The sequence below is a fragment of the Pseudomonas sp. genome, assembly GCF_033723075.1.
GTDB lineage: Bacteria > Pseudomonadota > Gammaproteobacteria > Pseudomonadales > Pseudomonadaceae > Aquipseudomonas.
Genome location: NZ_JAWVXU010000001.1, coordinates 118,252 through 138,856, shown reverse-complemented (window position 1 = coordinate 138,856; position 20,605 = coordinate 118,252). Strand labels below are relative to the sequence as shown.

Here is a 20,605-nt window from a genome sequence, read left to right as displayed (position 1 = left end):
GTCTGGTGCCCCCCGCGCCGCTGCAGCGGCAACTGCCACAGCCAAGCGTCCCTTTGATGGCAGGAATGATCGACAAGCCGTTACCTGTGGTTGGGCATCTTCTACCTTGCAACGCTTGCGCGAACCGCCCAAGCCTTTGCCGTCAAGGAGATCGACCCGTTCGCAGCGGTTGGCAGACGCTCCCTTAGGCGGCCCCGTAGGTGCGCCCTGGCGGTTTCGTCGAGCGACATGGCATAGGCGGGAGCCGGCCCCTGGCCGCCGAGGAACGGCTGCCAGTAGTCATCGAAGTCCGCAAAGGGTGTCGCTATGTCAATGGGCGCCACTTCGACCAGTTGCAGTCCGGTGCTGGAGAAAAGCGTTGCCAGTGCCTCGCGGCGACACAAGGGGAAGCGGGCGCCTTCATCGAGCTTCGCGGCGTGCGGGTCGAGCTCGCGGGCCGCATCCCAGAAGAAGCGCATAAGCTCCATCTTTCCCGCGTAATCCCAGACGTATGCGCCGATCGTGCCGCCCTTGCCGGTTACCCGCGCCATCTCAAGCAGTGCGGCGTGCTGATCTGGAATGAAGTTCAGGGCCAGCCCAGAGACCACCACGTCGACCGAGGCGTCGTCGAGTGGAATCGCCGTTGCGCTGCCCAGGTGCAGCGTCACCCGGTCCGCCAGAACCGCCCTCGCGGTCTGGATAAACGAAAGCGTTCCATAAACCGCATCAGGTTTAGAAAAAGCTTTGCTCACTACTTGTGGGGAGAGTCCATATACGCATTGTTAGGCATACTCACTGTATTCTTTGCTTTCCCAGCCATGTTTTGGGCTGAGCTGCGGTAACTTCTTGAGAAGATTTTCGATTATTACTTTGGCTTCGTGGTCTCTATAGGAATCTGGAACTTCGAGTGATTCACCAGATTTTAATTTTAATGTGAAACTTGTTCTTGTGGTGTGGCGGTTTCGGGTTTTTATAAATGATGAGATAGAGTTGTACTCAATGCTGTGCGTTTTTGATTTTCGCCTTTCCCTGATGCATATTTCTTTGTCAGTAAATTTAATTAGTGGAATTATGGCTAGTTTGCGGAGTTTGACGTGGCGGGTTATTTCAAATGGAATTGCTGCCGTTAAAGATACAGTTGCCATAAGCGCTGCTGTGTTTCCGCTAAAGTAGGCGGTGAATGTGAAAAATAGCATTGCTGGGAGTAATAGGACGTACAGGATAATTGCTCCTGTTGTGCCTTCTTCCTTTATTTCGATTTCTGACATGTTTGCCTAACGTTTAGGTTAAGGGGCTGCGGCACGCAGTCCCAGAGAGCGAAGCGAACGATTTGAATGCTGTAATGGACTCTCCCCGCGCCACCTTCTATACCGAGAGCGGTGGTGACTATTCATTGGGAACGTCGTGATGAAGCGAATTGCGGTTGATCTGGCCAAGTCCGTTTACCAAGTTGCCGAGAGTGTCCGTTCCGGCCAGGTGGAGCAGCGTAAGCGGCTGAACCGAGAGGCGTTTAGGCAATATATACAGGAGCAAGCCGAGCCGGTCGAGTGGGTGATGGAGGCCTGTGGCACAGCCCATTACTGGGGGCGGGTGGCGCAGTCCCTGGGCCATCGGGTAAAGCTGATCCATCCACGCTACGTACGGCCTTATCGACGCCGTAACAAAACCGACCGCAACGATTGCGATGCCATGCTGGAGGCCGCGCGCTGCAAGGATATTCATCCGGTGCCGGTGAAAAGCCACGAGCAACAACAGTTACAGCAACTGCACGGGCTACGCGAAACCTGGAAGAAGAGTCGCACCCAGCGTATCAACTTGTTGCGAGGCATCCTGCGCGAGGCGGGCATCGAAGCCCCAGCCTCCACCGCCGCGTTTATCCGTGCCGCCCATGAGCTGGTTGAACGTCCAGAGGTCGTGCCCTTGAGCCATCAACTGCATGTCGTCCTGGCGGAAATCAACCTGCACGAACAGTGCATGGCCGAGTGCGAGCAGCAACTCAAACGCTGGCATGCCGACGATGATGTCGTGCGCAAACTCGATGAAGTCAGCGGTATTGGCCTGCTGACCGCCAGCGCCCTGAAAACCGCAGTCGGCAAGCCCGAGCGCTTTGCCAATGGTCGCCAGCTCAGCGCCTGGCTGGGCATGACGCCACGCGAATTCAGCAGCGGCGATCGGCGCAAATTGGGCCACATCAGCCGCCAGGGCAACGTCTACGTGCGAACACTGCTGGTCCATGGCGCGCGAGCTGCCTTACTGGCGGCGCAACGGTGCCAGGCACGCACCCCGGAGAAACTGACCCAGTTACAGCGTTGGGCCGTCGAGACCGCTGCACGAATTGGCCACAACAAGGCGGCCGTGGCGCTGGCCAACAAACTGCGGATCTGCTGGGCGGTGTGGTGCCATGAGCGTCGTTTTAACGGTAACTGGCAAAGCGCAAGGCCCGCCTGACGGCGGGGGTAATCAGTAAGGTGTGATGGTTTTCTTGTGGTTGTGGTGAGCAGCAGCACTGTCGGAACAGGCGAGTCCTGCAGCGGAACAAGGCCGATAACAAGGCTGATCGATCGTGATCGATTGAACGCTTGGCCCCCGCTGCGCGAACTACAGAATGGCCAGGGCGAAGCGCCCAAGACAAGGCCGGATATACGAATGCAACCGCGCTGACGACAGGGTTGGAAAAGCTAATTCTCACTACTTGTGGGGAGAGTCCATATACCGCTTGTTAGGCGGACAAGCAACTTCCTTAAAGTGCATAGTTTCTAGTTTTAAACTTTATCATCAGCAATGCCAAGCACGATGCTATAAGCGGGCCGGCTGAAGAGATTGCGTAGTAAGGGTTTTCAAAAAAAATAGATGGATGGCTAAATGCGCCCATAAAAGACCAAAGAATTATAAGTGCAATTGTTCCAGACAGAATTCCCGGATAAATATACAATGGCACCTCGTAATCTATATATTCTTGCATGAGGATTACTACACTGCCGGCACTAAAAAGCCCAAACCCGCCTAGCGGAATTAAAAACAGCAACCAAGGGGCCTCCGATGAGGCGAGTAATATATAAATTGATCCTGGAACATATGACATGGCCATTGGGAGAAGTAAGATACATGAAATAATAGTTGAAACCGTAACCCCGTATTTGTCCAGCGTCTCCTTGACCACGCTTAATACTCCTGCAATCAAAACTACTAGCCTAACGATTAAGCTAAGGGGCTGGCTTTAGCCAGTCCCAGTGAGCGAAGCGAACGGTTTGAGCGCATTGTTATGTGGCAATTGCGCGGTAAAATTTGTGCTGGCTGATATTACTAACCCTTTAATTGCAGTTCACGCCGTAAGAAATTGTAGAATTGGTGGCTAATGCTGCCGTTGCAGCGTCGGCTGCTGATGCTGCAGCATCTGAAGCCTCAGAGGAAGCATTAGCTGCTTCGTAATATGCGTCCTCGGCATCACTAGCTGCGCTATAGGAAAAATAAAATGCACCTATTGCGCACAGTGCTGTGAATAAATTAGAGATTATTAATATTTTAAGTAATTTATTCGTCTCCATTATTTTTCCTAGAAGCGTAGTAAAAAGACAGGCTTTTGACACATAACGTTTGGTTAAGGGGCGGGCTTTAGCCCGTCCCAGTGAGCGAAGCGAGCGATTTGAACCACTTGTTAGGCTTTGCGGTGGTATTAAATACTCTCTAGGTAGTGCTAAAGCAGTCTCTTTGAGATGGACTGTGCCTCTTTTGTTAGGGTTTCAATTGTGTTCAGAAGCTCTCCGTATTGAGGACTTAAGTTTTCCATATAGTTCTCAGGGAGCTTTCCTTCGTTAGCCAACCTATATTCGCCTGCTTCCATGGCCATTTTTTGATATTTTCTTGCAGCATAAACAACATTGCTGATTTCATTGTCTAGATTCGGAAAGTACAGGCGACCAATTACGGTTATCTCATCTGTGGGGAGGGAAATGTTTTCTCGCGATCTCCCAAATATGTAACGATCATCCACTGTACTAGTCCATAGTTTTAGTTGGTAGACTAGAGCCATCAAATTCTCTAATTTTTCGCGACAAATTTGTTTGCGGCGATCACGAGTATCAACAAGATACTTGATCCCTGCGCCAAATAATGCGATGAGTGCGCCAGCGAGCACAGGTATAAGATTGATTAATTCTTCGATTATGCGAGATTCTATGCTCATGCTTTGCTGCCTAACGTATGGTTAAGGGGCGGGCTTTAGCTCGTCCCAGTGAGCGAAGCGAACGATTTGAGCGCATAGTTAGGAGATTTATACACATGACTATTTGCTCTTGGACTCAAAGGAGCCAGGAAGTATAGGCGACCATGCCTTTTTAGGTTTTCGTGTTCTTTTGATGGTGGCTTCAAGTGCCAATATTTCTTTTGATAGTTCCGTGCGCTCTGCTTCTATGTGGCTATCCCGTAGCTTGCTTTTTAATTCAATAAGTTTGGATTTTAGATTTTCAACCTTGTTGGTTTTTCGTGTTTTACTTTTGGTTCGTCGTTGTTTTTCGAGTTGAGCATATACGCTGGCTTGATACTCAGATGGAGTGCTTTCTAAGATGCTGACAGTCTTAGAGGCTTTTTTGACGGCGACGACTTTCCTCTCTTTGGGGGCGAACGCCATATGACTCTCCAAAATATCCTAACGTTTGGTTAAGGGGCGGGCTTTAGCCCGTCCCAGTGAGCGGAGCGAGCGATTTGAACCACTTGTTAGGGGGAGTGGTAAAAAACTCATCTGCGGGCAGGTTCGTCAATGTTGACGCAGGAAAGCCATGAACTGCAATGTAGGTTGCAACGATTGCAAAACCTAGGGAATATCCTGCCTGTCTTGGAAGGTATCCCGACCCATAGAACCATGCTGCGTGATCGTAGGTGGGGGCATTACGTGCATTTTCGAATTCAGTGAGCACTTGTATTTGCTCCTGATTATCTAAGCACTGCGCGTAAAAAGGGACGGTCCCATCGCACAATTCGGTTTCAAAATGGCACGCTAGGCCCTCACTAACGATAGCTTCTTTTAGTGTCGCTCCATATCCAGGCACCATCCACCGTGCACAATGGTGTAGTTCATGACCTAGTATAGAAATAAAATTTCTCTCAAAGTGTTCGTCAAATGAAAAGTGTTCTGGATCAACTGCAATGAACACACGATCATGACTCAGAGAGTAGCCACCTACACCAGTTTCAGGGATGACGAGTCTGCTATCCCGGTAAACGACAACATCAACGTTGGAGACTTTAATAAGTGCCTCGATAGAGGCTAACCCTTGCACGAACGTCGACTCAATTTTTCGTTTAACGTGGGATAGCTGGTTTGCAGAATTCAGAAGATGAAGTTGTGCGGGCACAAGATATTACCCCCTAACGTTTGGTTAAGGGGCGGGCTTTAGCCCGTCCCAGTGAGCGAAGCGAACGGTTTGAACCAATTGTTATGCATTTGCTACAACTGCAATAGTACTCAGCGAGACCCGTTACCAAATCGTTAATATTGAAAATTCAGATTATTTTTGCACATAGTTCGCATGGCTCGCGAAGGCCAGAGCGAGGCGAAATTTTAGCCATCGCTCTGACTGACTTTATCATGTGATTGATATGGATTTTGAAGAGCCAAAAGTCTCGGCCAAATCTAAGTCTAGAGGTTTATTCCAAGACATTCTGGTTGCTAAAGCGCCAGTTATTCTTGATATAGCATCTAATTTGTTCTTGATGTTTGTGTTTCTATTGATGTTAGGTGCTCGATCTAAAGTTACCTTTAATATTACACCGTAGTTGTCGATGACTTTAGGATTGCTCAAAGGCTCAACAGAGAAGTCAATTGTAACTCTGCATATCTCGCTATCATCTAAGTCGTGCAAGCTGAATTTTTTGACTTGCCCTGTGCCTCCGTCACAATAAAACAATTTCAAGATGCGCCTCCTTTCTAATGATTGTGTGCATAACGTTTAGGTTATGGGGCTGCGGCACGCAGTCCCAGAGAGCGAAGCGAATGGCTTGAACCGTTTGTTATATTTTAGCCACTGAAATTTCAGGGAATATTTTCGATTGTTCTTCAGAGCCAACTGCGTGATAACTCAATGTTTGCCCGTCGCCAGAGTCTTTCGCGATCATTTTTATATGGAATAGATAATCATCGTTTTGGCGAGTAATTGAAGCTATCTGAACACCACACAATTTTAGCTTTGATCTGCTCGCAGGTCTAAAGCAAGTATTGTAGCCCCCTTTTTTAGCAACTGATGGATAGCACCATGCATCATGAAAGTCTGGTGGCAAATCAAAGTAGTCTTTTGCAATTGACTCTGATATTCGATACAGATATTCAGTGCCTGACCCAACATCTCTAATAAATTCGTGACGTAAAAAATCTTGGATCATTCGTGACTTTAAAATTTCATCTTTTGAGAGCCCTTCAGGGTTTGAGGCCGCTCCTATGATCGTGACATTTACCGGTTCTAGTGCCTCGTAAACGATCAATGAAAAAAGTTGACCATCTTTTATCTTCATCTCCTCCACTGCAATGTGGGGGTGCATTGGAGATGTATAAAGTAACCCTTCTTTTTCTTTGTTCAATCGGCCAGCACTAACAATACTGCTCGGGGGCTCCCAGCAATCACATATTTTATTCATTGATTTCAATGGAATATTTCTATCACTCTCATCTATTGATCTTACCCTATAGAATCGAGTCCCGGCAGGGTAGCTTCCGGAGCCCGGCGTCAACACTGCAATATTTCCATGAGGCGTATTAAAGGTAATTACATTTGATATTTCATTCTGGACTTCTTGATAGGATAGTTTTTTAAAATCTAATTCTCTGAATTGGCATATTTTGTCGTGAAGCTCAGATAGGTCGACGTACCTTAGAAAATCTTGAATGGGGATCATATGAACTCGACAAAAATATAACGCTTGGTTAAGGGGCGGGCTTTAGCCCGTCCCAGTGAGCGAAGCGAACGGTTTGAACCATTTGTTAGGCATCACTTTGTTTCAGTGATATAGGAATGCTGAACTTGATACGACTAAGAGATGAACTTTCGGATTTTGACTCGCCGCCACTTCCTAGTGTTACAGCTCCTAGAAATACTCCAATGCCGCCTTTAGTGCCTGTGCCTTCTGACGCTGTGAGGGCTACATCAAACTCAACCATATTGGCGTAGCCATTTTCTGCCGAGAGTAGGCCGTGTTTTCCAAGCTCCATATATGTACCGGTTTTAATGCGGGGAGCGACTTCGCCCCCAAGAGTACTGATATTAGCTTGAGCTTCAGCTGCACCTTCGGCGATCTGTGTAAGAGTGTCTCGAATGAATTCCTTGAGATCCATGTTTTCTCCATAAGCCTAACGTTTGGTTAAGGGGCGGGCTTTAGCCCGTCCCAGCGAGCACAGCGAGCGATTTGAACCAATTGTTAGACGCTCGGATGTACGCATAGTTTGAAGCACCGCGTTCCTGCTTGTAACGCGTTACGCGACATTACTGGCGAAACGCGATAAATCTAATGTTTCGATGTTGCTGGCGAACCGCAATTTCAACGTGCCCCGATGGTGGCGGCGATGCTTCAGTAAACACAAGTTTTGAAACTGTGTGAAGCCTAAAGCAGTGGAGCGGGGCAGCGGTTTGACGCGGTTCAAAAACAAACTTTCAAAGTGAATTGTCTAACGTTTGGTTAAGGGGCGGGCTTTAGCCCGTCCCAGCGAGCGCAGCGAGCGATTTGAACCAATTGTTAGACGCTCGGATGTACGCATAATTTAAAGCACCGCTTTCCCGCTTATAGCGCGTTACGCGATGAACCTGGCGAAACGCAATAAATTTAATGTTTCGATGTAACTGGCGAACCGCGATTTTAACGCGCCCCGATAGTGGCGGCGGTGGCTCAGTAAACGCAAATTTCGAACCGCTGTAAACCCGAAAGCAATGGGGCGATGTGGCGGTTGTAGGCGGTTTAAAAACAAACATTCAAAATGCAATTGGCTAACGTTTGGTTAAGGGGCGGGCTTTAGCCCGTCCCAGTGAGCGAAGCGAGCGATTTGAACCAGTTGTTATGCATGCTCGAAATCACGGCATGACTCAAGCTTAAATTCTTTTACAAGACTCTCTTTCAGCTCACGTGCTTCGGTGGATATTTTTTCTGTCATGAACTCAACTCGAATTGGTAGAAATACACCATTTCTACCAATCAACTCGGTTTGGCAATGTTTGTAGTGTCCCCAGTGAACTCTATTTCTTACACCGTAAAAATTAGACATGGGAAAGGCTTTTTTGTTTATTTGAAAGCGGCCAATTAAGTTGGAGATGATAACTTGTGTTTTTGATATTTTTACAACCTTGTTACTCATTGTCTTGAGTAACAGAAAAAACCAATAGCTCCCTATGGCAAAAGAAAGTATAGGCGAGACCTTGGTAGCCCACATTGTTGTTGTAGCTCCGACAAGTAATATCATGGCTGCGTACTGAGGTTTTTTACGGTGCGGATGAAATTTCAGATCAATATTCATATGCATAACGTTTGGTTAAGGGGCGGGCTTTAGCCCGTCCCAGTGAGCGAAGCGAACGATTTGAACCGCTTGTTAGGCAGCTGCCCAGTAACTGGATATGTAATCTATTTCTCTTGATTTATGGGGGTTTCTAAGAGAGCCGCAAAAGTATAAGAATTATCAAGGTGTTCGTTAAGATTTTGTATGTTTATTTGATGGTCGGCGATCATTCGATAGTCCATAAATAGTTTTCGCTTTATCTTTGGATAGTGTGTCTTGTTTTTATTCTTTAAAATATTGTGCACGCCTTCTATCTCGCTCCACGTATAAGGCGATTGTTTTAGAAGATTAGATATGATTTCAATCTCTAAAAGAAGCTGATCGGCTATGTCGTCGACGGTGCGCATTGTTTTGCCTAACGATTAAGCTAACCGGCGAACAAAAGCGTAGCTTTTGTGAGTCCAGTGAGCGAAGCGAACGGGGTTGAGCGTATGGTTATACATGGACTCCTCTTGCTGCGCTTTGTCGGTGAGGTCAATTAGCACGGGAAGTTTGATGACCCCGGATTGAACTAGCGCTGTGAAGACTAAGATTAGCGTTAATAAAACCATTCTTTTTTGTAGTTTCACTGCTTCAGTGTGACGACGCTCTTCTTCTTCGTAGCGCTCAATTGCACTTATTGCACTGCCAGTCACCACGTATTCATGATTTATTTGAGATATCTCGCCTGACTGAGTTAGTGAGTCTAAATACAGCTCAAGTCTGCGCTCTTGTTCTTCGCGAGAGGGATGTAAGATCCAATTGATTGAATATAGATCGGTCATTAGTTGATGAAATCTGATTCCTGAGTGCGAGCGGTCCAGCTGAGATTCCATCATGAATTGTAATAGCTCTATTCTTTTCTTTGTTACTAGTTTCTTTTTGTTGAAGAAGTATTGGCTGATCGAGTCTAGTTTTTCGTGGAGCCAGATTTTTATATAAGACCATTTGGTCGCGTAATGGAATGCGGCGTCGCAGATACCTTTATAGGTTACTTCGTAAAGCCCGTAATAGTGTGTGATCCTAAGGTTTTTGTTTTCAATCTCTTGGATTGTAAGGGTGGTTTCATTTGCGTAGGAGTTTCCGTCCCATGCCAGTCCTGCTATTCGGTCGCCAGAGATTTCAGTAGCTATGAAAAATGGAGAGTCATTATTGTCTATGGATAATACATAGCAATTTACATTGGCCCCGGCTGCTCCTGATCTCGGGATGCGAGATTCACAAGCATTTGAAATGAATTTTGGGAACAACCAGTTGGCCAATAATTTCTGGATTCTTCTCATGACTCGGCCTACGTATAACGTTTGGCTAAGGGGCGGGCTTTAGCCCGTCCCAGTGAGCGAAGCGAACGATTTGAGCCACTTGTTAGAAGTACTTATTCCAGAACTCTGTATCTGGTTTTGCGCGAGTAACAGCGTTGAGCCATTTAGCAACTTCTTGAAGTTCGGTCTCGGCTTCTTGATCATTTATGTCGCCGTTTCGCCACTCTTTCCATACGTGCTCGAAAAGATCTTGCGTGATTTTTGGTGGGTAAATATTGTCATTGTTCATGATTGCTTGAATGGATTCGCCGCTCCATTCTGGATCTTGATTTTCTACCCATGTGGCTCTTGAAACTCTCGGGGACATTTTTATTTCCATGAAATCCCGATTGAGCTGAACCGTATACGTATCTTCGTTACCCCATCGTGGGCTGAAAATTTCAAGGTCAACTGTTGCTTTCATAGTGCCTCCTTCTAACGTTTGGTTAAGGGGCGGGCTTTAGCCCGTCCCAGCGAGCGAAGCGAGTGATTTGAACCATTTGTTAGAAGGCTACCACAGACGCTTTTTGTCGCGGTGGTAGCATTTGAAAGCCACCACCCAAGATGAAATTAACGCGATTAAGGCCGCTTTGTCGTACTGCTTAAGCAGCTTACCCGCGACCGCTTCTTCAAGCCCTTTGAGTGGGCCGGTGAATTGAAGGTTGCTCGTTAGGTGGCTGCCGAGAAGAGTTATGCCGATGGAGAACACGACGCCGAGGATAATTGCCCACTGCGTTTTCTTGGAAATTGCAATTACATATAAAATTTCCGTGAAGTATTCTTTCAAGCTGACCTCCTCGTACCTGCCGCCTTCTAACGTTTGGCTAAGGGGCGGGCTTTAGCCCGTCCCAGTGAGCGAAGCGAACGATTTGAGCCAGTTGTTAGGCTTTACTCGTGCTGATGGGTGGCATGCTGGATAAACAAATATTCTGCTGGAATAGTTTTTCCACTGCGTATTCGTAAAATTCTTGGTTTCTTTGCGCTCCGCAAATATTTACTAGCTCTTTTCCAGCCTGCGTAAAAAGCGCCTTTCCTAACTTAATTTCATTGTCTTCTTTATTAGTGAATTCTAGTAATGTTGGTAGGCCGAAGTAGAAAATTACGACTTTTTCTCCTAAGCCAAAACTCCGATATCCTGTAGTGGATTCAAATGAGATTAGCCCAATTGAGTCGAGGTGTTTTAAATCGGAAAAGTCAATACCATTTTTCTTGTATATTTCATCAGTATGTTCAAATATTAGAGGTACAGGAGTTCCTATTACCCAAGTAAACTGGCAAAACCTTGTAAATAACTCTGCATCTTTTTTGTCCATCGACGCTACAAAGTCAATTGTTCTTTTTGAGTACGTCCCTGGGGTTGTAGCCTCACCAGCTAGCAGGCTAGACCACAAGGACTGCATGTCTTTATCAGAGACTTTTTCGCACTTATCGAAAAAGTGCGCGACCCAATCTTCTTCTAAATCCTCAGTTTTTGCGTTAGGAGGCAGAGCTATAGCAGCTTGAGCTGTAATAGCTTCAATATTTTCTTGTTTTCTCGCCTCTTGATGCACCAATCGCTCAATGCCTCTTTGCTGGATCTCGGACAATTCTATTCCAGCTAAAGCTTTTATTTTCTCAGCCTCTGCTTCGGCCTCGGCCTTCTTTCTAATTCTTCTGGGTTCGTAAAGAACTCCAACGGCATTAGAAACTTTTTCGATGAGCACAGTGGCCGGCTTTGCCAAGTCGCCCAGATTTATAATCGAGTTTCCGTCTGCCATGTGTTCTCCTTTTATGCCTAACGTTTGGTTAAGGGGCGGGCTTTAGCCCGTCCCAGCGAGCGGAGCGAGCGATTTGAACCAGTTGTTATACCTCTGTCGCTCATATTTTAATCTAGAGGTGGTAGATTTTTATCACACCTTTGAGCATTAGAGTGTGCTAGCACCTTACCGACAGACGTGACAGTAAAGCTAGTGGCGATGTTATCCCACCATTCCCTAAGAGTTTTTAAGTTAGACCTTTTGTCCCATTCACTCAGGAATGAATTTACGTTATTTTGCCTTATATTTTCGTCCTTAGAGTAAAGTTCATATATGGAGTGGATTGCTTGCTTCTGTTCTTCAGGAAGATTTTGTTGAATGGTGGTTAATTTTCCGTCATGAATCATTGGGGTAGTTAGCGAAAGTTCATCAATGCTGTTTTTGCTGCGAACGCAAAGCCTAATGTAGTCACTATTAAAGGCGTGCTCAATTAATATGTTGGCTGATAGGTTGTGGCTTTTTAGTATGTCAATGGCTTTGTTATGATCCGTCGAGTTCTTTTCAATGCCTACATCAACATAGCCTGGTAATTGCTCCGGATAATACTGGCCTACTTTTTTTAAGCTCCCAAAGTGATTTAAGCGTACTGCATCCAATATGTCTAAGTGGTCAAGCCAGTCCTGACCAATTGGTAGATCCATATAGAGTATTTTCCCAAATAGATCATTTAAAACATCCAGTCCTTGATGAATATCTCCGCTTGTGGGAAGAAAGCTGTCTAATGCATGTCTTACAGTCAAGCCTAGTAGGGCATCATCAGAAACTTTATCTACAATCTCTACCGCAAGACTAATGCCTGCGCGTGCGATCCGATTCTCACCTTTTTGGAATCTATGTATTAGCAGTTCAGATAAAAGATCATAGTCTGCTGGCCTTTCAGTAGAAGCTGCGGCTTTTTGAGCTTCTACAAGAAGCAACTGGAAGCTAGGATCTGCAAATGCTTCCAATGCGCCTTCAACCTGAGTAATTTTAGACATTAGTCTGTTTTCGAACTCTGTAACTCTATAATTTGCAATATTGAGAGCTTCTTGACTGTAATCATTCCTCAACTGCAGAATCATTTCTTGGTAGATTTCTCTCGCGCGCTTTTCATCAATTCCAACATGTACTACCATTTGCTGAGCTTGAATATTGGTAGAGCTATCTCCGCCTTTTTGATTTTGGCTATTTATCATCCTTATTGCCGCCTATTTTAAAATTTCCACCAATTTGTATGTTTGTTGAGTTGTCACCGCTCTTCTGAATTTGTTTATTTCTTCGGCTGGAAATTAACCAGCTAATTATTGCAAGTGGTATTGCAATGGCGATTCCACTAAAGAGCCACTCTTTGTTTTTTAAAATCCATTCCATATGCATGCTCTTTGGCTATGATGTATAACAGTGATTAGATGGAATTCTTCGTTAATCCGATGGTAGTGGGTTCTGCATAAGCACGCATCAATTTGGATTTCGAAAAAACTTAAAGCCTTAAAGATCAACATGTTATACCAGTGCAACAGGTTTCTTCCTGTGTTCGCTTGACTTCCGCATTCTGCTCTACCATTGCTACTGTATGAAAAAACAGTAGTCAGGAGCCGACATGGACAGTTCACCCTCCAAACCCCGTCTGCGCGAGCAGGTGCGAGTTGTGATGCGGCTGCACCATTACAGCATTCGTACCGAGAAATCCTACTGGTACTGGATTCGCTACTTTATCCGCTTCCATCAGTTGCGCCACCCGTTGGAGATGGGGGCGGTGGAGGTCAATGCCTTTCTCAGTTGGTTGGCGGTTGAGCGCAAGGTGGCGGCGGCTACGCAGAATCTGGCGCTCAATGCGTTGGTGTTTTTGTATGCGAGGGTGTTGCAGCAGCCATTGGGGCAGGTTGGCGAAGTTGTGCGGGCCAAGCGTTCTGCACGTATTCCCACAGTGCTGACTCATGCCGAGGCCTCCGAGATCATTGCCTTGCTCGTGCAGCCTTATCAGTTGCTGGCTTCGCTGATGTACGGCGCCGGGCTCCGGGTGGTCGAGGCGGCGCGCCTGCGGGTGAAGGATCTCGACTTCGACAGGCAGGTGATCACCATACATGACGGCAAAGGCGGCAAAGACCGGACAACCCTGTTGCCTGCCACGCTGATCGGCAGTTTGCTCGAGCGCAAGCAACATATCTTCAACGCCTGGAAATGCCGGGAGCCGTTCTATCAAGCGCCGGTCAGTCTGCCGTTTGCCCTGCGCCGCAAGTACCCGAACGCGCCGTGCTCGTTCGAATGGCAATGGCTGTTTCCTTCCTCCAGCCTGTGCCCGGACGAGGATGGTCATATCGTGCGTCATCACATTCATGTCAGCTCCATCCAGAAGGCGGTCAAGCAGGCGCTGCGGCGCTCTTGCGTGCACAAGCCCGCCAGCTGTCATACCTTCAGGCACACCTTCGCCACCGAGTTGCTTAGGCGTGGCAGCGATATTCGTACCGTGCAGACGTTGCTGGGGCATGCGGATGTGCGAACCACGCAGATCTATACCCATGTGCTGGGTCAGGGGTTTGCCGGGGTGCAGAGTCCTTTGGGCTAGCTATGACTCGGGCAGGCTACCGCCGCCCCTGCGCACAACGGGGCTGGCGACTGCATGGCAAACAAAACAGGGAGTAACGGCGATCCTGGCCGGATGGGCGGGGTTGGCAGACATTCCCTTGGTCTGACCGAGCATAGTGCAGTGCGCCGTTCGAGCCAAGCCAAGGCGCCTGCGGCTTGGCAACGCACAGCTGTTGCCGTGGCAGGGTTGGCATATTCCGGCCATCACTCGGGCGGGCGTCCCGGCCAGGTCAGGGCCTTGATGAAGCTGCGGCCCCAGTTGCGGATGTGGTTGGCCTCGAGTACGGCGTACATCTCCCGGTGGCGCGCGCGGCGTTCCTCCAGCGGCATGTCCAGGGCGTGGTGGATGGCGTCGGCCATGGCGTCGCGGTCGTGGGGGTTGACGATCAGCGCCGCGCCCAGTTCGGCGGCGGCGCCGGCGAACTGCGAGAGGATCAGCACGCCCGGGTCGGCCGGGTCCTGGGCGGCGACGAACTCCTTGGCCACCAGGTTCATGCCGTCGCGCAGGGGCGTGACCAGGCCGATCCGCGCCATGCGCATGATGGTGGCGACTTCCTCGCGCCGGTGGTTGCGGCTGACGTAGCGCAGCGGCACCCAGCTGGCGGCGCCGAAGCGGCCGTTGATGTGGCCCACCTTGGCGCTGACTGCGGCATCGATGTCGATGTATTCGGGGATGTCGGTGCGGCTGCCGGGGGCGATCTGCAGGTAGCTGATGTGGCCGTGCCATGCGGGGTATTTCTCGAGGAAGCGTTCGTAGCCGTCGAGCCGGTTGACGATGCCCTTGGAGTAGTCGAGGCGGTCGACGCCGACCATCAGGGTTCGGCCGGAGAGGCTTTCGTCGAGATCCGCGGCGAAGGCGCTGTGCGTCGAGGTCTCGGCCAGGCGACGAAAGCCCGCGGCATCGATACCCACCGGGAACACGCCGACGCGAAAGTGTTGTGGGCCCAGGTGGTAGTGGCGGCCGTCGCGGGTGGTCGCGCCGATTACGCTGGTCAGGTAGCGGGTGAAGTTGCTGGCGTCGTTGTCGGTCTGGAAGCCGATCAGATTGTATTCGGTGAGTGCGCCGACCACTTCGGCGTGGTGGGGCAGGGCGGTGAGGACGTCGGGCGGGGGCATGGGGATGTGCAGGAAGAAGCCGATGGGGTTGCTGTGGCCGCGTGCGCGCAGGGCCCGCGCCAGTGGCATCAGGTGATAGTCATGCACCCAGAGGATGTCGCCCACCTCGAGGAGCGGATCGAGGCACTCGGCGAAAAACGCGTTGACTCGCCGGTAGCCGTCGAGACCGGCTTCGCTGAACTCCGCGAGATCGACCCGGTAGTGCAGGATCGGCCAGAGCACGCGGTTGGCGAAGCCGTTGTAGTACTCCTGGAAATCCTGCGGGCGCACGTCGGTGAGCACGTACTGCATGTGCCCGCAATTGACAGTCGTGGGGGGCGGCGGTGCGTCGGAGACCTGGCCGCTCCAGCCGAACCAGAGCCCGTCGTGCCCCTGCAGGGTCGCCTCCAGCGCCACGGCGAGGCCGCCCGGCGCCGGTCGGCCGTCCTCGTCGGGAAGGGCGACCCGGTTGGAGATCACCACGAGCCGCGACATAGGCCTTCCTCCCAGCTGATGGACAGGCGCATCGCGGTGTTGACCAGCCCGGCCATCGAGTAGGTCTGCGGGATGTTGCCCCACATCTCGCCGCTATGCGGATGCAGGTCCTCGGCCAGCAGGCCGTAGGTGTTGCGCGCGGCGACCAGCTCGGCATAGCGCGCACGGGCCTCGTCGCGGCGGCCGATCGCGGCCAGGGCGTCCAGGTACCAGAACTTGACCACCAGGAACGCGGTCTCGGGCAGGCCGAAATCGTCGGCCGTGGCGTAGCGCAGCAGGTGGCCGTTGACGTTGAGCTCGCGGCCCACGCAGTCCACGGTGGCGATGAAGCGCGGGTCGCTGGCGTCGATGATGCCCAGCTCGTTCATCAGCAGCACGCTGGCGTCGAGGTCGTCGTGGCCGAAGCTGCCGGTGAAGGACTGGCGGCGCTGGCTCCAGGCTTCGCGCAGGATGCGTTCGCGCAGGCGCTGCGCTTCCGCCTGCCAGCTCGCTGCCGCTGGGGCCAGGCCGAGCCGTGCGGCGATGCGCCCGACCCGGTCGCAGGCGACCCAGCACAGCAGGGCGGAATGGGTGTGCACGCGCTGGCGACCGCGATATTCCCAGATGCCGGCGTCGGGCTCGAAGGCGAGGCCGGCCGCCCGCGAGGCGAGCGACTCGAGCAGGCGCAACATGCTCTCATCGCCCGGATTCGGCAGGCGTTGGTCGACGAAGCTCTGCGCCACGGCCAGCGCCACGGAACCGAAGACGTCGTGCTGAATCTGCTCGGCGGCCTGGTTGCCGACCCGCACCGGCCCGTTGCCGAGAAAACCGGCCAGATCGGGCTCGATCCGTTCTGTGAGGTCCAGGTCGGGGACGATACCGTACAGCGGCTTGAGCTCGGCACCGCCGGCCGCCACCGTGGTGATGAAGTCGACGTAGCGCTCCATGGTCTTGGTCGCACCGAGGCGGTTGAGCGCCAGGATCACGAAATAGGCGTCACGCAGCCAGCAGTAGCGGTAATCCCAGTTGCGTTGCGAGCCGGGGGCTTCGGGGATCGAGGTGGTCACCGCGGCGATGATCGCGCCGGTCTCCTCGAAGCTGCACAGCTTGAGGGTAATCGCAGCGCGGATCACCACCTCCTGCCATTCGAAGGGGATTGCCAGCGCGCGCACCCATTCGTGCCAGCAGGCGCTGGTGCGCTTGAGGAAGCCCTTGACCACTTCTTCCGGGGCGTCGTCGAGCGGCTCGTCGACGCCCATCACCAGGCTGATCGGACGGGTGAGGGCAAACGGCGTCTCGCGCAGGATGTAGGACAGCGGTGCATCGGTGGTCAGGCGAATGGTGTCGGCACCGCCCAGGTAGCGGATGTGGCTGGACCCGGCGACGGCGTGGCAGGGCTTGCCGTAGCTGTGGGTCGGGCGCATGCGCAGGGTCACGCGGGGCAGCCCCTGCAGCGGCTCGATCAGGCGGCACAACTGGGCCGGGCGGAAGTTGCGGCCGTACTGGATGAAGCGCGGGGCGAAGTCGGTGATGCGCACGGCGTTGCCGGCCGCGTCCTCGAGGGTGGTGCTGATGATCGCGGTGTTGCGCAGGTAGGTCGAACGGCTGCTGCTCAGGCCATCGAGCAGGCAATCGCTGAAGCCCTTCTCCTCGTCGCCGGCGAGCAGGCGCGAGAAGGCCGGATCACCGTCGAAGTTCGGGTAACACCACCACACCAGGCGCCCCTGGGTATTGACCAGCGCGGCGACGCGGCAATTGCCGATGAGCCCGAGTTCCAGCGCACCCTGGTGCTTGATCATCGATCGGTCCCTCCTGTCGCGCGGATGAGGGCGGCCCGCACCGCCGCCGGATTGGCGAAGACGGCGCTGGCGCCGGGCAGCAGACGCCCGACCGACAGGGCCAGGCCGTTCAGCTCGGGCATCAGGGCCAGGGCGGGCTCGTCGGTCACGTCGTCGCCGATGAACAGCGGCCGCCGCCCGGCGAACGGCGCCACCTCGAGGAAACGCCTGATCGCCTGGGCCTTGTCGCTGCCATGGGCGATGACCTCGAACACCATCTTGCCGGGCAGCAGGCGCAGGCCCGCGGCCTCGGGCTCGCTGAGCAGTGCGTGCAGGGCAGCGGCCAGCGCCTGGCCGGCGACCGGTGCGGCGCGGAAATGCAGGGCGAAACTGCTGCCCTTGTCCTCGCTCAGGATGCCGGCATGGCTGCGCGCCAGGGCGTGCAGCCGCTCACGCACGGAAGCGGTCAGCGACGCCGCGGTCTCGTGGTGCAGCGGCTCGTCGGCATGCACTCGCCACTGGGCGCCGTGGACACCGCTGGCAGGCAGCCGCAGGGGGGCGAAGAGCCGGTCGAGGTCGTCGACCGGGCGGCCGCTGACCAGCGCGAGCGCTCCGCCGAGGCGACGATGCAGGCACTCCAGGGCCGCACGCAACTCGCGCGGAACGCAGACCGCAGTGGGGGAGTCGGCGATATCCAGAAGGGTGCCGTCGACATCGAGAAACAACGCGCCAGCCTGCCTGCGGTCGCTCAGCCAGGCGTCGAGCCGGGCACTTGCCGAAGCCTCGCCAGGCGAGGCACTGGCCGCGCCGGCCTGTCCGTGAACCATCGGACGAGACATGGGCCAATCTCCACATTGCCAACCCGCCGCTATACGTCTAGGCGAACGAGAGGAAGGGAAACCAAGAATAGCACCGCATGCCCGGGGCATCGACCCGAGGGCGGGGCGTCTGGATCGACTGCGGCGTACTCCATGGGGGCGGGTGCCGGGGCCTCCCGCCCGGCCCTGCTGAGCCGGGTAGGGTGCGCCGTGCGCACCGCTGGCAGACGAAGCCTGGTGCGCACGGCACAGCCTAGGTGCCATGGCAGCGAGTCCGGCATGGGGCGCCTTTTCCGCCAGCCTTCAGAGGCTTGTTTCACCCTAACGCGGATCACCCTGCCACCCATGCAGTTCGGCCCCTGCCCGATCCCGGTAGGGTGCGCCGTGCGCACCGCTGGCCGACGATGCTGGTACGCACGGCGCAGCCTAGGTGCCATGGCAGCGAGCCCGGCGCTGGGTGCCTATTCAGCCAGCCTTCAGAGGCTTGTTTCACGCCAACGTGGATCGCCCTTCCGCCCATGTAGTTCGGCACTTGCCCATCCGGGTAGGGTGCGCCGTGCGCACCGCTGGCAGACGAAGCCTGGTGCGCACGGCGCACCCTAGGTGCCATGGTCCGGGTGTGGATTGCTTTTTTGCCGAGTCTTCTGCGGCTTGTTTCAGCCTAGATCCCGAACGGGTAGGTCTCGTCATCGTGACTTGTGCTGCCGGGGGCGCTGAGCGGTTTGACCGGGTGGGTTTCGTCGAGCCAGATGAAGGCATCGAACTGATCGGCCAGCACGGCCTGGAAGTAGTGGCTTTGCAGCTCGGTCAGCGGCCGGTAGATGACGCCGATGGCGCGCTCGAGCAGGAGGGTGGACAGCCCGTCGCGCAGGGGTTGGCGCTTGGGATCGCGCCAGTCGAGCAGGGCGGCGCCGAGGCCGCTCTGGTGAAACTGATGCTCCCAGCTGTTCGGGCGCGCCGGGCGGATGTCCTTGATGTGCATGGCGCCATCCCAGTCGTCGGCGGCGGCCACCTGGCCATGGTCGGTGCCCATGCCGATCAGCACGGCGTCGTGCCCCCAGGCGATCCGGCTGAGTTGACCGATGTTGAATTCGCCGCGCCAGCCCATGGCGGTGGCGGCGGCATTGCCGATATGCGAGTTGTGCGCCCAGACCACGGCTTTCGCCGCGGGGCCGCGGTGCTGCAGCAGGGCCTGCAGGGTCTCGAACATATGCCGGTCGCGCAGGTTCCACGAGGCCGCGGAACCGCGGTACATGGCCCGGTAGTACTGCTCGGCCGCCCGCACCACCCGGGCGTTCTGCGCGGCATTGAAGAGGTCTTCGTGATCCTGTACGCAGGCTTCCAGGCGTTTGGCCAGCAGGCTGTTGAGCTGGGCGAGCACGGCCTTCTCGCAGGAATCGCCGTTGCCGTGTTCGACATACAGGCCATAGCGTGCCGGGTCGTCCTGCCAGGGCGACAGGCAGGCATAGCGCTGGCGTGCTTGCTGGGCCTGCTGCGGGTCGACCTGATCGAGATAATGCAGGACCTCGGCCATGGAGTTGCGCAGGCTGTAGACATCCAGGCCGCGAAACTCGACGCGCTGGTCCTCGAGCAAGGGTTGGTTGTGGTGGTGCAGCCAGTGGATAAAGCGCGATACATCGGTGTTGCGCCACATCCAGGTGGGAAAGCGGGTGAAGGCGCTTTGGGTCCAGGCCGAGACGTCGCGCTGCCGGGCGAAACGGTCGAGTTGCCCGGCATCCGGCCAGTCCGCCTCGACGGCGACTATGTTGAAGCCGTGTCGCTCGATCAGGCGCTGGGTAATGGCGGCGCGGGTCCGGTAGAAGTCCGAGGTGCCATGACTGGCCTCGCCGATCAGCACCACGCGGGCATCGCCGTAGCGGTCGAACAGTTCGGCGAAGGCGTTGCTGTGCAGATCCGGCAGGGGCTCGGCGTATTGGCGGATGAGCGCCGGCAGGTCGGCCGCCTGCGCGGGCGAATGCTTGGCTATTTCGACCGGGGATCCCATGACGCACCTCAGCTGACCAATGGATCACTTATCAGCGTAGTGCGGCCAGGCTCAGGGGCCATTGCGCGGCGACGAACGCACGCCGTTTGTGGCGGATGCACGGATCGTCTGCCGGTCAAGGGGAACTCGCGGCGGACCGCAGCTGTCGGACTCGATTGAGTTGTGCTGGTCCCGCGGGGATGGCGGCTCCAGGGCTCTGACCTCTATATAGGGGGCCACTGTCGATATGGGGTGACGTCTGATCGAAAACGGTGTTTGACGACACCTGGCTTCTCCCGGGGCTTT

Annotated in this window: 23 protein-coding genes; 2 read left to right on the top strand and 21 right to left on the bottom strand. The window is 53.6% G+C overall.

Annotated elements, in window-relative coordinates; genetic code table 11:
• Window positions 1-101 precede the first annotated feature (101 nt).
• Window positions 102-731: a class I SAM-dependent methyltransferase gene (locus R3355_RS00715; protein WP_318959636.1), complete on the bottom strand. Its 630-nt coding sequence runs from the start codon at window positions 729-731 to the stop codon at window positions 102-104.
• Window positions 732-761: 30 nt separating this feature from the next.
• Complete coding sequence (locus tag R3355_RS00710; RefSeq protein ID WP_318959635.1) at window positions 762-1,247, bottom strand: hypothetical protein; 486 nt, start codon at window positions 1,245-1,247, stop codon at window positions 762-764.
• Between the two features lie 139 nt (window positions 1,248-1,386).
• Here R3355_RS00710 and R3355_RS00705 point away from each other — a divergent pair, with 139 nt between their 5' ends.
• Window positions 1,387-2,427 carry an IS110 family transposase gene (locus tag R3355_RS00705; RefSeq protein WP_318959634.1) on the top strand — a complete coding sequence of 347 codons (1,041 nt, stop codon included), beginning with the start codon at window positions 1,387-1,389 and terminating at the stop codon, window positions 2,425-2,427.
• Between the two features lie 292 nt (window positions 2,428-2,719).
• Here the strand turns inward: R3355_RS00705 and R3355_RS00700 are convergent, their stop codons facing one another.
• The 15 genes from R3355_RS00700 to R3355_RS00630 all read right to left on the bottom strand — a co-directional run bounded on the left by R3355_RS00700 (window position 2,720) and on the right by R3355_RS00630 (window position 12,935).
• Window positions 2,720-3,139 (bottom strand): hypothetical protein, encoded by a 420-nt coding sequence (locus R3355_RS00700; protein ID WP_318959633.1) that lies wholly within the window; start codon window positions 3,137-3,139, stop codon window positions 2,720-2,722.
• A gap of 151 nt (window positions 3,140-3,290) precedes the next feature.
• Window positions 3,291-3,524 (bottom strand): hypothetical protein, encoded by a 234-nt coding sequence (locus R3355_RS00695; protein ID WP_318959632.1) that lies wholly within the window; start codon window positions 3,522-3,524, stop codon window positions 3,291-3,293.
• Between the two features lie 149 nt (window positions 3,525-3,673).
• Window positions 3,674-4,162, bottom strand: a complete 489-nt coding sequence (locus R3355_RS00690; RefSeq protein ID WP_318959631.1) for a hypothetical protein — start codon at window positions 4,160-4,162, stop codon at window positions 3,674-3,676.
• 99 nt (window positions 4,163-4,261) lie between these two features.
• On the bottom strand, window positions 4,262-4,606 hold the full coding sequence (locus R3355_RS00685) for a hypothetical protein (RefSeq protein WP_318959630.1): 345 nt from the start codon (window positions 4,604-4,606) through the stop codon (window positions 4,262-4,264).
• A 43-nt stretch (window positions 4,607-4,649) separates the two neighbouring features.
• Window positions 4,650-5,330, bottom strand: a complete 681-nt coding sequence (locus tag R3355_RS00680; protein WP_318959629.1) for a DUF2268 domain-containing putative Zn-dependent protease — start codon at window positions 5,328-5,330, stop codon at window positions 4,650-4,652.
• 231 nt (window positions 5,331-5,561) lie between these two features.
• Complete coding sequence (locus tag R3355_RS00675) at window positions 5,562-5,888, bottom strand: hypothetical protein (RefSeq protein ID WP_318959628.1); 327 nt, start codon at window positions 5,886-5,888, stop codon at window positions 5,562-5,564.
• Window positions 5,889-5,985: 97 nt separating this feature from the next.
• Complete coding sequence (locus R3355_RS00670) at window positions 5,986-6,864, bottom strand: hypothetical protein (protein WP_318959627.1); 879 nt, start codon at window positions 6,862-6,864, stop codon at window positions 5,986-5,988.
• Window positions 6,865-6,949: 85 nt separating this feature from the next.
• Window positions 6,950-7,300, bottom strand: a complete 351-nt coding sequence (locus R3355_RS00665) for a hypothetical protein (RefSeq protein WP_318959626.1) — start codon at window positions 7,298-7,300, stop codon at window positions 6,950-6,952.
• A 714-nt stretch (window positions 7,301-8,014) separates the two neighbouring features.
• On the bottom strand, window positions 8,015-8,470 hold the full coding sequence (locus R3355_RS00660) for a hypothetical protein (RefSeq protein WP_318959625.1): 456 nt from the start codon (window positions 8,468-8,470) through the stop codon (window positions 8,015-8,017).
• A 401-nt stretch (window positions 8,471-8,871) separates the two neighbouring features.
• Window positions 8,872-9,771: a hypothetical protein gene (locus R3355_RS00655; protein WP_318959624.1), complete on the bottom strand. Its 900-nt coding sequence runs from the start codon at window positions 9,769-9,771 to the stop codon at window positions 8,872-8,874.
• A gap of 82 nt (window positions 9,772-9,853) precedes the next feature.
• Entirely contained in the window at window positions 9,854-10,213 is a 360-nt protein-coding gene (locus R3355_RS00650; RefSeq protein ID WP_318959623.1) for a hypothetical protein, read from the bottom strand.
• Window positions 10,214-10,300: 87 nt separating this feature from the next.
• A complete protein-coding gene (locus R3355_RS00645) occupies window positions 10,301-10,576 on the bottom strand; it encodes a hypothetical protein (RefSeq protein ID WP_318959622.1) in 276 nt (91 codons plus the stop codon).
• 94 nt (window positions 10,577-10,670) lie between these two features.
• Window positions 10,671-11,546 carry a DUF2806 domain-containing protein gene (locus R3355_RS00640; protein ID WP_318959621.1) on the bottom strand — a complete coding sequence of 292 codons (876 nt, stop codon included), beginning with the start codon at window positions 11,544-11,546 and terminating at the stop codon, window positions 10,671-10,673.
• Between the two features lie 107 nt (window positions 11,547-11,653).
• On the bottom strand, window positions 11,654-12,760 hold the full coding sequence (locus R3355_RS00635) for an LPO_1073/Vpar_1526 family protein (RefSeq protein WP_318959620.1): 1,107 nt from the start codon (window positions 12,758-12,760) through the stop codon (window positions 11,654-11,656).
• The gene (locus R3355_RS00630) at window positions 12,750-12,935 is read right to left on the bottom strand and encodes a hypothetical protein (protein ID WP_318959619.1); all 186 of its coding nucleotides are present in this window, start codon (window positions 12,933-12,935) and stop codon (window positions 12,750-12,752) included. The genes R3355_RS00635 and R3355_RS00630 overlap by 11 nt, the downstream gene beginning before the upstream one ends.
• A 229-nt stretch (window positions 12,936-13,164) precedes the next feature.
• Here R3355_RS00630 and R3355_RS00625 point away from each other — a divergent pair, with 229 nt between their 5' ends.
• Window positions 13,165-14,130, top strand: a complete 966-nt coding sequence (locus tag R3355_RS00625) for an integron integrase (protein WP_318959618.1) — start codon at window positions 13,165-13,167, stop codon at window positions 14,128-14,130.
• A 224-nt stretch (window positions 14,131-14,354) separates the two neighbouring features.
• On the opposite strand, the gene R3355_RS00620 is transcribed toward R3355_RS00625, so the two are convergent.
• The 4 genes from R3355_RS00620 to R3355_RS00605 all read right to left on the bottom strand — a co-directional run bounded on the left by R3355_RS00620 (window position 14,355) and on the right by R3355_RS00605 (window position 20,320).
• Entirely contained in the window at window positions 14,355-15,740 is a 1,386-nt protein-coding gene (locus R3355_RS00620; RefSeq protein ID WP_318959617.1) for an alpha,alpha-trehalose-phosphate synthase (UDP-forming), read from the bottom strand.
• Entirely contained in the window at window positions 15,722-17,518 is a 1,797-nt protein-coding gene (locus tag R3355_RS00615) for a glycoside hydrolase family 15 protein (protein WP_318959616.1), read from the bottom strand. The genes R3355_RS00620 and R3355_RS00615 overlap by 19 nt, the downstream gene beginning before the upstream one ends.
• Window positions 17,515-18,336 carry a trehalose-phosphatase gene (otsB, locus tag R3355_RS00610; protein ID WP_318959615.1) on the bottom strand — a complete coding sequence of 274 codons (822 nt, stop codon included), beginning with the start codon at window positions 18,334-18,336 and terminating at the stop codon, window positions 17,515-17,517. Before otsB ends, R3355_RS00615 begins: the two co-directional genes overlap by 4 nt.
• A 640-nt stretch (window positions 18,337-18,976) precedes the next feature.
• The gene (locus tag R3355_RS00605) at window positions 18,977-20,320 is read right to left on the bottom strand and encodes an erythromycin esterase family protein (protein ID WP_318959614.1); all 1,344 of its coding nucleotides are present in this window, start codon (window positions 20,318-20,320) and stop codon (window positions 18,977-18,979) included.
• Window positions 20,321-20,605 lie beyond the last annotated feature (285 nt).